The organism is Candidatus Methylopumilus universalis (assembly GCF_006365315.1).
GTDB classification, from domain to species: domain Bacteria; phylum Pseudomonadota; class Gammaproteobacteria; order Burkholderiales; family Methylophilaceae; genus Methylopumilus; species Methylopumilus universalis.
This window is the reverse complement of sequence record NZ_CP040968.1, coordinates 1-12,110: the sequence shown is the minus strand read 5'-3', so window position 1 is coordinate 12,110 and position 12,110 is coordinate 1. Positions and strand designations below refer to the sequence as shown.

The window sequence follows — 12,110 nt, the reverse complement described above, 5'->3', positions numbered from 1 at the left end:
ATTAATTAAAGGTCATTATTCATGTTTAGCCGTATTTTTTCTTTATCAAAAAAAATAACAATTTTGTTCAGTTTATTTTTTATCGGCTTACTCATCAACATCGCAAATGCTGACGAATCTTTATTCTTAAAAGATAAAAATGCTTTCCTACAGCCTGATGAAGCTTTTCAATTAACAATCAAAAAAAATCCTCAATCTATCGAAGCAGCTTTCTTTATTGCGAAAGACTATTATCTTTATCGCAACAAATTAAAAGTTGAATTTGATCATATTCCTCAAAATCAAATCCTTTTGCCAACCGCAGAAATTAAAACAGACCCGCATTTCGGAAAAACAGAAATTTACCATAGCACCTTAAATGCTTCTATTCCATTCGATCCAACTCATCCACCAAAAAAAATAAGCCTCACTTATCAAGGATGCAGCCAAAAAGGTCTTTGTTACGCTCCTATTTCAAAAGAATTTAAGTTCGATAGTATTCAAACTAAAACCTTAAACGCGACTAGCTCTAATTCTGAAGTTGATACGATGCAATTTTTATTGCAGTCACAACATATTGGTCTTATCTTGTTAGGGTTTTTTATTGCGGGGCTTTTGCTTTCTTTAACGCCTTGTGTTCTTCCCATGATTCCTATTTTATCAAGTATTATTTTTGCTTCACATAAGCGCCCCTCTCATCAAACGCGTTTAAAAGATTTTTTTCTATCTTTCAGTTATGTGGGTGGCGTTTCTTTTACTTATACCTTGATAGGTATTTTTGCGGGATTGTCAGGCAATTTAATTACGTCAAGCATTCAAAGTCCTTTGCTCATGATTGTTCTCGGTGTTGTTTTTATTCTTTTAGCACTTTCTATGTTTGATTTATATGCTCTCAAATTACCTCACTTCATTGAAAATTTTATTGCGACATCTATCCTTCGCGTAGAAGGGGGTAGGTATCTTAATGTATTTATTATCGGAATGATTTCATCGCTTGTATTAAGCCCCTGCATTGCACCTCCTCTAGCAGGAGCAATTATCTATATCAATCAATCAAGAGATTTTGTCTTAGGCGGCTTAGCTTTATTTACACTTTCTATTGGCATGAGCATACCGCTTCTTCTCATTGGTATTTTTTCTGATCAATGGCTGCCTAAGCGTGGTCATTGGATGATTATTATTAAAGAGCTGATTGGCTTTATATTAATTGCCATGGGCCTATTTATCATGAGCCCACTTTTCCCTGAAAATACGGATCAAATTGCTTACAGCGCTTTATTGCTCGCACTCTCTATTTATTTATTTTTTGCAGTTCGTCGCTTCAAATATAAATCGATGTCTTGGGTTCATCTACTGGCCTTTGTAACACTTATTGCTTCGATTTTACTTTTTGGACTAACACTTCAAAAAATGAATATATCTGATGATGAAAATATTTCTATTACCACGAAACCTAATCACGTTTCTGTTTTACCCTTTAAGCAAATTCAAAGTCTTGATGATTTATCTCGCGAACTAAATCAGCGCGATAACAAAATGATCATGCTAGATTTTTATGCGGATTGGTGCGTATCTTGTAAAGAATATGAAAAACTTACTTTCAATAACTCAAAGGTCAAAGAATACCTTAATGAATATAGCTTGCTTCAAGTTGACGTCACTCAAAATACTACTCAACATAAAGCCTTATTAAAACATTTCAATCTTTACGGCCCGCCAGCCATATTATTTTTTGATAAGCAGCATAACGAATTACGAACTTTTAGAATTGTAGGCTTTAAGAATGCATCCCAAATGCTAGATCACCTTAAAACGCTCCAACATGAAAATCAATAAAACTAAACTGCATATAACCATCTATGTGGTTGCTATTATTTTTTTAGGATTTTCCTTTTCTCGCATTTTTTTAAAACCTGCAGAAAAAAACAGCTCCTCATCTGCCCCATTATTTGCATCGGTCATAAATGATCCTGATGGCAAGCCTCAAAACCTCAAACAATTTCAAGATAAAACCATTGTGCTCAATTTTTGGGCAACCTGGTGTGAGCCTTGTCGCGAAGAAATGCCTGAATTATCTAATTTCTATACTGAAAATAAGTCTAAAAACCTTGTGGTGGTTGGCATTGCGATTGATGAGGAAAAAGCCGTGCAATCCTATCTTAAAAAGACCAAAGTAACTTATCCTATATTTGTAGATGAAGATAAAGGGGTGATTTTGAGTAAAAATTTAGGGAACAAGGAGGGTATTTTGCCTTATACTGTAATCATCAATTCAGAAGGTAACATCCAAAAAACAATTCTCGGTCGCGTAAATAAAGACCAATTGGATGCCATAACCAAGCCTTTATTGCAACCCTCAAAAAACCTTTAATTTTCCTTAATTTCGTCTAATTTGTAGACAAAAAACGTTATTTTCGGCAAAATTAACTTCCATAGATTCAAGAAAAACGCGACACATGGCAACAAAATCAATCTTAGTTTTGCATGGGCCCAACCTAAATCTCCTAGGTGAGCGTGAGCCACAACACTACGGCAAACAGACCTTAGAAGACATCGATCAAGCGTTAAAAACCATAGCATCTGCGAAGTCTATTAAGCTTGAAACGATGCAAAGCAATAGCGAAGGAGACTTGGTAAACAAAATACAGTCGCTTCACAATGACAAAGTTGATTTTCTAATTATTAATCCGGCAGCTTATACCCACACATCCGTTGCAATGCGTGACGCACTCTCTGCTGTCAAAGTACCATTTATTGAAGTTCATTTATCTAATGTATATGCAAGGGAGCCTTTTAGGCATCACTCCTATTTTTCTGATATCGCAGTCGCAGTTATTAGCGGCCTAGGTGCAGATGGTTATATAGCAGCCCTTAATTTTGCAATTAACGCTTAAAGTTTTAAAAAAGAGGTCATTATGGATTTACGCAAACTTAAAAAATTAATCGATTTAGTAGAAGAGTCTGGTATCGCCGAACTTGAACTCACCGAGGGTGAGGAAAAGGTAAAAATCAGCCGGCAACTTATGAACCAAGCGACACCTATGACACACTATATACAAGCGCCTCAACAAATGAGCCATCAGCCTCAAATGGCTGCTCCATCAGAAGGAGCCACTTCAGAAACTAAACCTGTTGCAGAAAAAATAGATGGTCATGCAGTGAATTCACCTATGGTGGGAACATTCTATCGCTCGCCTTCGCCTGATGCGAAAGTTTTTGTCGATGTAGGATCTAAAGTTACTAAAGGTGACACTCTTTGTATCATTGAGGCTATGAAATTACTTAATGAAATTGAGGCTGATGCTACTGGCACGATTAAAAAGATTTTGGTTGAAAATGGCCAGCCCGTCGAATACGGCGAAACTCTCTTTATTATCGGCTAACTTATTTTATGTTTGAAAAAATACTGATCGCTAATCGCGGCGAAATAGCACTGAGAGTATTGCGCGCATGTCGCGAGCTTGGCATTAAAACAGTGACCGTCCATTCCGAAGCAGACCGAGATGCAAAATACGTCAAATTGTCTGATGAATCAGTATGTATTGGTCCAGCACCCTCTGCGCAAAGTTATTTAAATATCCCGGCTGTCATTAGCGCTGCAGAAGTGACAGATGCAGAAGCCATCCATCCTGGCTATGGCTTTTTGTCTGAGAATGCAGATTTTGCAGAGCGCGTTCAACAAAGTGGTTTTGTATTTATTGGTCCTCGTCCAGAAACGATTCGTCTCATGGGCGACAAAGTCAGCGCAAAAAATGCCATGAAAGAAGCAGGCGTGCCTTGTGTTCCTGGATCTGAAGGTGCACTTCCTGATGAACCCAAAGAAATAATCGCCATTGCTAAAAAAATTGGTTACCCCATCATTATTAAAGCTGCTGGTGGTGGTGGTGGCAGGGGCATGCGCGTAGTTCATACGGAGGCTGCTTTAATTGCTTCAGTGAATATGACGAAACAGGAAGCACAAGCTGCTTTTGGCAACCCTGTTGTGTATATGGAAAAATTTTTAGAAAAGCCGCGTCATATTGAATTTCAAGTTCTTTCTGATGAGCACGGTAATGCTGTATATCTTGGTGAGCGTGATTGCTCACTTCAGCGTCGCCACCAAAAAATTATTGAAGAAGCCCCTGCGCCTGGTTTATCACAAAAAATTCGTGAAAAAATTGGTGAGCGCTGTGCGGAAGCATGCCGAAAAATTAACTATCGTGGTGCTGGTACTTTTGAGTTCTTATATGAAAATAATGAATTTTATTTCATTGAAATGAATACACGATTACAAGTTGAACACCCTGTCACTGAATTCATAACAGGCATTGATATTGTTCAACAACAAATCAAGATTGCTGCCGGTGAAAAATTACCGTTTAAACAAAAAGACATTGTCTTTAAAGGCCATGCAATTGAATGTCGAATTAATGCCGAAGATCCTTATAGCTTTGTCCCTTCTCCAGGAAAAGTTACTACATTTCATATGCCTGGAGGCCCTGGCGTGCGAGTAGATACTCATACCTACGGGGGCTACACAGTCCCTTCCAATTATGACTCTATGATCGGTAAATTAATTACCTATGGTGATACGCGCGATCAAGCAATTGCGAGAATGCGTGTTGCTTTATCTGAAATGGTCGTCGAAGGCATTAAAACAAATATTCCTTTACACAAAGACCTCATGGCTGATCTTGCATTTAATAATGGCGGCGTCAGCATTCATTACTTAGAAAAAAAACTCGGCATACAAAAAAAATAAATGGCCGCTTGGATTAATCTTAAAATCCGAGCAAGTGCAGCATATGCACATAGCATGAGTGATGCTTTAATTGAACTCGGCGCTCTTTCATGTTCTATCGAAGACTCTTATCTTAATAGTGAAAATGAAGAAGCACTTTTTGGTGAGCCTAACATTCCAAGCAACACAATTTGGCAACACAATACGGTTGAATCTCTTTTTAATGCCGATGTATCTATCGACACTATCATCAATGAACTGAAAACTATTACCGGTTTATCTAATATTGATTTCACAGTTGAATCTGTCGAAGAACAAAATTGGGTTGCTTTGACTCAATCACAATTTGAACCCATCAGTGTTTTTGATAAGCTTTGGATCGTACCAAGTTGGCATACTTCACCCAATCCTGATGCCATCAATATTATCTTAGATCCTGGGTTAGCATTTGGTACAGGAAGTCACCCTACAACACACTTATGCTTAGAGTGGCTTATTAAAGAAGTGAATATTAATGATCGTGTTTTAGATTACGGATGTGGTTCAGGTATTTTGTCTATTGCAGCAAAAAAATGTGGTGCAAAAGAAGTAATAGGTGTTGATATTGATCCTCAAGCCATTATTGCAAGCAAACATAATGCACAAGAAAATCATGTCGATATTCAATTTTACAATTCAGAGTCATCACTAACTTTTGAAGCTGATATAGTGGTTGCAAATATTTTATCAAGCGCGCTATCCGTCCTGGCACCCATCATAGCAAAGGCTTGCAGGCCAGAAGGAAAAATTGCGTTATCTGGTATATTGAAAGAACAAGTCGAGATGCTGACTCAAATATATAGCGCATGGTTTAATTTAAACAAACCTATTGAGCGCGAAGGCTGGATTTTGCTGTCAGGCACTAAAAAAAGTATTTCCTAAATTTTTTAATTCGTTTATGATGCAAACTCCTCTTAATAAAAAGGATAGTAAATGAAGACGAATGTTAAAGGTTTAGAAAGAGTAGTTCGTATTGCTGTTGGCGCTGCTGTATTAGGTCAAGCAATTGGTGGTTACTCTGTTTTTGAATATGGTATTGTTGATGAAGTCGTTGGTGTTTTCTTATTAGGCACTGGTGTTTTAGCTTCATGTCCACTCAAATCTGTTTTAGGTCTTGGTTCTAAGAAAGCTCCTGCAAGATCACCTGCTGCAAAAAAACCAGCTGCTAGACGTAAACCAGCTCGTAAAGTTGCTGCAAAAAAACCAGCTAAACGTAAAGCGGCTCCAAAAAGAAGACGCGCGGCTCGTTAATCGCTTATCCATATTAAGAAGCGTTACCTATAAATAACGCTTCTTATATCATTTCAATCGTATCTGTTTTAATCAATCGTATTGCTTCTGAGATTTTTTCTACAGCGTTCATTCGCACAAAACTTTTTCGATAGGCAATTGCAATTGTTCGTGAAGGAACAGGCTTAATAAAAGGAATGACTTTTATTAAATGATTTTGGTAGCGATCTGATGTTGCACTTTTCGGCAACACTGTAATCCCCAAATTCGATGCCACCATATTACGAATCGTTTCAAGTGAATTACCTTGTAGCACCTCTCCTTTTTTCGATAAATCTGGGCATGACTCAACCACTTGTAAACTAAAGCAATGCCCACTATTTAAAAGCAATACTTTTTCGTCGCTTAATTCTTTTGGGTGAATATTTTTACGTGATGCCCAAGGATGATTGTTCGGAACAGCGACGACAAACTCTTCTTTATAAAGCGGCAAAACATGTATACCTGGAATGTTAAACGGCAAAGCTACAATCGCTGCGTCAATTTGTCCATTTTTTAATTGTAGCTCCAGACTCGCGGTAATATTTTCTTCAACCTCAAGGGGCATTTTTGGCGCGATTTTTCTTAAGATAGGAATAATTTGCGGCAACAAGTAAGGGCCGACCGAATGAATCATTCCAACTTTAATTAATCCATCTAGAGGGTCACCGCCAGATTTGGCGAATGATTTTATCTTTTCAACTTGCTCTAAAATAATATTGGCTTGCTCAACAATCTTTTCGCCAATTTCAGTTATAGTAACTTCGGTGCGACTTCTCTCAAACAAAGAAACATTAAGCTCTTCTTCTAATTTTTTAATTGCTAAGCTTAATGCTGGTTGACTCACAAAACATTTGTTTGCGGCACGTCTAAAATTTTTCTCTTTAGCCAAAGCCACCACAAATCTTAATTCACTTAGCGTCATAAATTAACCAAAACTAAATATCGAGGTTACTTGCTCCTAATGCATTATTTTCAATAAATGCACGTCTCGGCTCAACCTGGTCTCCCATGAGCGTTGAAAATATTTCATCAGCCGAAATAGCATCATCAATTTGTACTTTAAGTAAGCGACGCACATTAGGATCCATCGTTGTTTCCCAAAGTTGTTCTGGATTCATTTCACCCAGACCTTTATAGCGCTGAATATTTAAATTATGTTTTGCTTCGCCTAACAACCAATCAAGCGCTTCTTTAAAATTAGAAATTGATTCTGATTTTTCTCCGCGTTGAATTACAGCGCCCGCACCCACAAGACCATCTAACATTTGTGATGTTTTTAATAGTTGCTGGTAATCACCACTCGACAAGAATAATGCATCAATCACACAGCTCTCTAAATTGCCATGAACAAATTTATGAACAGCTAGCTTATAAGTTTTAGTTTCTTCATCGAGCGATACAATCACTTCTGATTTTTCTGTGCTCTTATTGATGAGGCGCTCTCTTATTGCTTGCGCGACTTTTTCAACCTTAGGCTCGCTTGTTAAATCTATAGCGCCTACATGAAGAATTGCACGTAACACCGCTTCATCATAATGCGGCGCAATGCGACGAATGACCGCTTCAGTTAACACCATTTGTCTTGCAATTTCCCCTAATGCATCGCCTGTTAAATTGCTGCCGCCTTTTTTAGTAAGCAAGGTTGCATCTTTAATGGCAGACTCAAGTAAGTATTGATCAAGCTCTTGTTCGTCTTTGAGATATTGCTCATGCTTACCTTGTTTCACTTTAAAAAGAGGCGGCTGTGCAATATAAATATGTCCTCGCTCTACAAGCTCTGGCATTTGGCGATAGAAGAATGTTAATAACAGGGTACGAATATGAGCGCCATCAACGTCAGCGTCGGTCATAATAATAATGCGATGATAGCGAAGTTTCTCAACATTAAAATCGTCCTTACCAATTCCAGTGCCTAGCGCAGTAATTAAGGTTGCAATTTCTTGTGAGGATAATAATTTATCAAAACGCGCTTTCTCCACATTTAGAATTTTTCCCTTTAACGGCAAGATCGCTTGATTTTTTCGATCACGGCCTTGCTTTGCTGAGCCTCCTGCAGAGTCACCCTCGACCAAGTAAATTTCGCACAATGACGGGTCTTTTTCTTGGCAGTCTGCCAATTTGCCCGGAAGGCCCATCGAATCCATAACGCCTTTACGTCTTGTCATATCACGTGCTTTACGTGCAGCCTCTCTAGCGCGAGCTGCATCAATAATTTTATTACAAATAATTTTTGCATCTGCTGGGCTTTCGGCTAAGAAATCAGCGAGCTTTGAAGCAACTACGTCAGATACTACAGGTTGGACTTCACTTGAAACCAATTTATCTTTTGTTTGTGAAGAAAATTTAGGTTCTGGCACTTTTACCGAAAGAATACATGTGAGGCCTTCTCGCATATCATCGCCTGTTGTTTCTACTTTTGCTTTTTTAGCGAGCTCATTTTGCTCAATAAAATTATTGAGCGTTCTTGTCATGGCTGTGCGCAGGCCTGTTAAGTGTGTGCCCCCGTCTCTTTGAGGAATATTATTTGTAAAGCACTGGACATTTTCTCCATAGGAATCATTCCATTGCATCGACACCTCAACGCTAATACCTTCTTTTTCGCCAATCGCGTGAAATGGTTTTTTATGAAGCACAGATTTAGATCGATTCATGTATTCTACAAAGCCTTTTACCCCGCCTGAATATGCGAAGTTTTCTGACTTGTTATTTCTTTGGTCTATCAATTCCATTTTGACGCCATTATTAAGAAATGATAATTCGCGTATACGTTTAGCTAAAATTTCATAATGGAAATCTATATTGGTAAATGTTTCAGCTGACGGGAAAAAATGAACCTCTGTTCCGCGACGATCTGTGGTGCCCATTTCAACCAAAGGAGCTACCCGTTCGCCACGTTTAAATTCCATTTGATACACCTTGCCATTACGGCAAACTTTTAAGCGTAACCATTCTGATAGCGCGTTCACTACAGATACACCTACACCGTGTAAGCCACCAGATACTTTATAAGAGTTTTGATCAAACTTTCCGCCTGCGTGTAATTCTGTCATTACAATTTCAGCAGCAGATCGTTTAAATTCGTCGTCTTCTTTAATGTCTGTTGGGATACCGCGACCGTTATCTGAAACGCTCACAGAATTATCTGGATGTATAATAATTTTAATATCGTCGCAATGACCCGCTAAAGACTCATCAATCGCATTATCAAGCACCTCGAAGACCATATGATGAAGACCGCTGCCATCGGAAGTGTCGCCGATATACATACCCGGTCTTTTTCTTACCGCATCCAATCCCTTTAAGATTTTAATGCTGTCTGAGTTGTATTCTTGATTGTCTATCTTTTGAGCCATGAGTTTCTCTTTATTTTAAATTGAATTAAATGCGCATTGGCATGACTACATATTTGTAGTCATTATTGTTCGGTATTGTAAATAAGCAACTGCTATTCGTATCCAAGAATGCTAGAGTTACTTTGTCTTCTTGAATGTTTGTGAGCACATCAATTAAGTATGTCACATTAAAACCAATATCAATAGGATCTTGTTGGTATTGGATTTCTAATTCCTCTTCAGCTTCTTCTTGTTCTGTATTTGTGCTAATTAACTTCAAATTATTATCTGCAATCATCATGCGAATGCCGCGATATTTTTCGTTTGATAAAATTGATGCGCGCTGCAATGAAGTTAAAAACTGTGATCGATCAATTGTGAATTGGTTGTTGTGCCCCTCAGGAATAACACGAGTGTAATCTGGGAATTTACCATCAATAACTTTTGAAATAAGCTGTATGTCATTAAAATTAAAACTAACTTGGCCCTTGTAAAGCTCGACTGACACCAACTCTTCTGTTTCGTTAAGAAGTTTAATTAATTCAATCACTGTTTTTCTAGGAAGAATCACTTCTGTTTTATTGTAGTTTTGATCTAAATGAATTGATGTAAAACTTAAACGATGGCCATCAGTGCCCACAATATTAAGTTGATTGCCATTCACTTCAAATAACAAACCATTTAAATAATAACGAATATCTTGTTGTGCCATTGCAAACTCAACTTGCTTTAATAAACGTTTGAGTTGAATTTGAGAAATTGTAATTACCACAGCTTCACTTGAGGCTTTTGTCATTACTGGATAATCTTTTGCGGGTAATGTTTGAATAGCAAAACGACTCTTATTAGCCTTAACTGCAACACGGCTATCTTTAATTGCAATATCAATTACACAGTCATCAGGTAATGATCTTGTGATGTCAAAAAATTTTCTTGCAGATATGGTAGTAGCAATCTCTTCTTTTAGGTCCGCTTTAAAACTTAAAGATACTTGCATCTCCAAATCAGTAGCGGTGAGTTGCACCTGACCATCCTTACCTTGAATTAAAATATTCGAAAGAATTGGAAGTGCGTGTTTACGTTCCACAATACTTGCAACATTAGCGAGAGGTTTAAGTAATGCATCTCGATTAATTTTTATATTCATATCGTTCTTCTTTATTTAATGTTTTTTAATATATAAATCTAATAATAGTAATAATAGTGAGGTTTTCTATGGATAACCTTATAAACCTTAATATAAACATATGGTTATCTTGTGAATAACTATGCATTTCTATTGTAATTACTTGTGGATGAATTGTGGATAAAAAACGCATATTTTTTAAAAATACGACTTACCCACAACTCGTCCACAGCCATTCCACAGGGTTTAATTAGCCCTTGAGTACTTGTTTAAGTATTCCTAAGTCTTGTGCAATTGATTGATTGCTTAATCGTAATTGCTCAATTTCCTCACATGCATGCATTACGGTTGTGTGGTGTCGACCGCCATAAGCCTCACCAATTTCAGGAAAGCTTAAATTAGTTAGCTCTCTTGTTAATGCCATAGCAAGCTGTCTTGGTTTTGAATAGTTGCGCGAACGTTTTTTACTTAACATGTCAGATATTTTAATTTTAAAATACTCAGCCACTGTTTTTTGGATGTTCTCAACACTCACTTGACGTCCGCGCACTGCAATTAGATCCTTCAATGCATCTTTGGCTAAATGAATATCAATCGCTGATTTTGTAAAATTAGACATCGCTAATATTCTATTTAATGCGCCTTCTAATTCACGCACGTTAGAGCGAATTTGTTTTGCAATAAAGAATGCAACCTCTTCAGAAATTTTCATTTTATTTTCTTCTGCTTTTTTTAGCAGAATGGCAACGCGCATTTCAAGTTCAGGCGGTTCAATCGCCACTGTAAGTCCCCAACTAAATCGGGTTCTCAAGCGCTCATCGACACCTTCAATTTCTTTTGGATAGCTGTCGCATGTAATAATAATTTGTTTTTTATTTTCAATGAGCGCATTGAATGCATAAAAAAACTCTTCTTGTGTGCGATTTTTTTTCGAAAAAAACTGAATATCATCAATCAATAGCAAATCTAATGAATGATAATTTTTTTTGAAAGCATCGAAAGCTTTATTTTCATAAGCTTTAACTACATCGGATACGTAGCGCTCGGCGTGAAGATATTTAATTTTTGCGTCAGGCTGGATATGTTTTAGATGATTACCAATCGCTTGAATTAAGTGCGTCTTACCTAAGCCCACGCCGCCATATATAAAAAGCGGGTTATATGCTTTGCCTGGATTTTCAGCTACTTGCATTGCTGCAGCGCAAGCTAATTGATTGGCTTTGCCTGTCACAAAGCTTTCAAATGTAAATTGAGTATTCAGGCCAGATGCTTTGACTTCTTTAAGCGTGCCACCCGCACTTTTTTTGGTTGTTTCATGAGGGGGTGCATCGGCCACATTGTTTTGGGGAGATATGGCTAAAGCTTTTGATAAAACTGCCTCTTTTTTAGGCAATATAGATTCTTTAATAGCGCGTATAGCGAATTCTACTTTAGTGACCTGGGGTAGCAGTTCTTTAGCTAGCAATTCAATTTTTTGTGCAAAGCGATCTTTTACCCACTGTTGCACAAACTTATTGGGGGCTAATATTTTAATTTTATCTTGGTCGTGTTCGAACCTAAGTGGCTTAATCCAGGTATTAAATTGCTGAGCGGAGAGCTCTTTTTTAAAGCGTTCGAGACAGTGAGTCCAAAAATTTTCCAT

Annotated in this window: 11 protein-coding genes; 7 read left to right on the top strand and 4 right to left on the bottom strand. The window is 37.6% G+C overall.

Annotation, left to right across the window (positions count from 1 at the left end; translation table 11 throughout):
- The first annotated feature begins 21 nt into the window (after nt 1-21).
- From dsbD to FIT79_RS00025, 7 genes are all read left to right on the top strand, one after another.
- Nucleotides 22-1,815, top strand: coding sequence for a protein-disulfide reductase DsbD (gene dsbD / locus FIT79_RS00055; protein WP_139875258.1), 1,794 nt, complete (start codon nt 22-24; stop codon nt 1,813-1,815).
- Nucleotides 1,802-2,350, top strand: a complete 549-nt coding sequence (locus tag FIT79_RS00050; RefSeq protein WP_139875257.1) for a TlpA family protein disulfide reductase — start codon at nt 1,802-1,804, stop codon at nt 2,348-2,350. The genes dsbD and FIT79_RS00050 overlap by 14 nt, the downstream gene beginning before the upstream one ends.
- An 85-nt stretch (nt 2,351-2,435) precedes the next feature.
- Nucleotides 2,436-2,873 (top strand): type II 3-dehydroquinate dehydratase, encoded by a 438-nt coding sequence (gene aroQ, locus FIT79_RS00045; RefSeq protein ID WP_139866557.1) that lies wholly within the window; start codon nt 2,436-2,438, stop codon nt 2,871-2,873.
- A 21-nt stretch (nt 2,874-2,894) separates the two neighbouring features.
- Complete coding sequence (gene accB / locus FIT79_RS00040) at nt 2,895-3,362, top strand: acetyl-CoA carboxylase biotin carboxyl carrier protein (RefSeq protein ID WP_139875256.1); 468 nt, start codon at nt 2,895-2,897, stop codon at nt 3,360-3,362.
- An 8-nt stretch (nt 3,363-3,370) separates the two neighbouring features.
- Nucleotides 3,371-4,720 carry an acetyl-CoA carboxylase biotin carboxylase subunit gene (accC, locus tag FIT79_RS00035; RefSeq protein ID WP_139866553.1) on the top strand — a complete coding sequence of 450 codons (1,350 nt, stop codon included), beginning with the start codon at nt 3,371-3,373 and terminating at the stop codon, nt 4,718-4,720.
- Nucleotides 4,721-5,620, top strand: coding sequence for a 50S ribosomal protein L11 methyltransferase (gene prmA, locus FIT79_RS00030; RefSeq protein ID WP_139866551.1), 900 nt, complete (start codon nt 4,721-4,723; stop codon nt 5,618-5,620).
- A 51-nt stretch (nt 5,621-5,671) separates the two neighbouring features.
- A complete protein-coding gene (locus tag FIT79_RS00025; RefSeq protein WP_139866549.1) occupies nt 5,672-5,989 on the top strand; it encodes a YgaP family membrane protein in 318 nt (105 codons plus the stop codon).
- Nucleotides 5,990-6,032: 43 nt separating this feature from the next.
- Here FIT79_RS00025 and FIT79_RS00020 read toward each other — a convergent pair whose 3' ends face one another.
- The 4 genes from FIT79_RS00020 to dnaA all read right to left on the bottom strand — a co-directional run bounded on the left by FIT79_RS00020 (nt 6,033) and on the right by dnaA (nt 12,110).
- A complete protein-coding gene (locus tag FIT79_RS00020; RefSeq protein WP_139869877.1) occupies nt 6,033-6,932 on the bottom strand; it encodes a LysR substrate-binding domain-containing protein in 900 nt (299 codons plus the stop codon).
- A gap of 13 nt (nt 6,933-6,945) precedes the next feature.
- Entirely contained in the window at nt 6,946-9,363 is a 2,418-nt protein-coding gene (gene gyrB / locus FIT79_RS00015) for a DNA topoisomerase (ATP-hydrolyzing) subunit B (protein WP_139874089.1), read from the bottom strand.
- Between the two features lie 25 nt (nt 9,364-9,388).
- The gene (gene dnaN, locus FIT79_RS00010; RefSeq protein ID WP_139866542.1) at nt 9,389-10,489 is read right to left on the bottom strand and encodes a DNA polymerase III subunit beta; all 1,101 of its coding nucleotides are present in this window, start codon (nt 10,487-10,489) and stop codon (nt 9,389-9,391) included.
- Nucleotides 10,490-10,718: 229 nt separating this feature from the next.
- Nucleotides 10,719-12,110 (bottom strand): chromosomal replication initiator protein DnaA, encoded by a 1,392-nt coding sequence (gene dnaA / locus FIT79_RS00005; protein WP_139869875.1) that lies wholly within the window; start codon nt 12,108-12,110, stop codon nt 10,719-10,721.

Coding starts and splice junctions, on each gene's coding strand:
- dsbD (WP_139875258.1), top strand. CDS start 22: ATGTTTAGCCGTATTTTTTCTTTATCAAAAAAAATAACAATTTTGTTC.
- FIT79_RS00050 (WP_139875257.1), top strand. CDS start 1,802: ATGAAAATCAATAAAACTAAACTGCATATAACCATCTATGTGGTTGCT.
- aroQ (WP_139866557.1), top strand. CDS start 2,436: ATGGCAACAAAATCAATCTTAGTTTTGCATGGGCCCAACCTAAATCTC.
- accB (WP_139875256.1), top strand. CDS start 2,895: ATGGATTTACGCAAACTTAAAAAATTAATCGATTTAGTAGAAGAGTCT.
- accC (WP_139866553.1), top strand. CDS start 3,371: ATGTTTGAAAAAATACTGATCGCTAATCGCGGCGAAATAGCACTGAGA.
- prmA (WP_139866551.1), top strand. CDS start 4,721: ATGGCCGCTTGGATTAATCTTAAAATCCGAGCAAGTGCAGCATATGCA.
- FIT79_RS00025 (WP_139866549.1), top strand. CDS start 5,672: ATGAAGACGAATGTTAAAGGTTTAGAAAGAGTAGTTCGTATTGCTGTT.
- FIT79_RS00020 (WP_139869877.1), bottom strand. CDS start 6,932: ATGACGCTAAGTGAATTAAGATTTGTGGTGGCTTTGGCTAAAGAGAAA.
- gyrB (WP_139874089.1), bottom strand. CDS start 9,363: ATGGCTCAAAAGATAGACAATCAAGAATACAACTCAGACAGCATTAAA.
- dnaN (WP_139866542.1), bottom strand. CDS start 10,489: ATGAATATAAAAATTAATCGAGATGCATTACTTAAACCTCTCGCTAAT.
- dnaA (WP_139869875.1), bottom strand. CDS start 12,110: ATGGAAAATTTTTGGACTCACTGTCTCGAACGCTTTAAAAAAGAGCTC.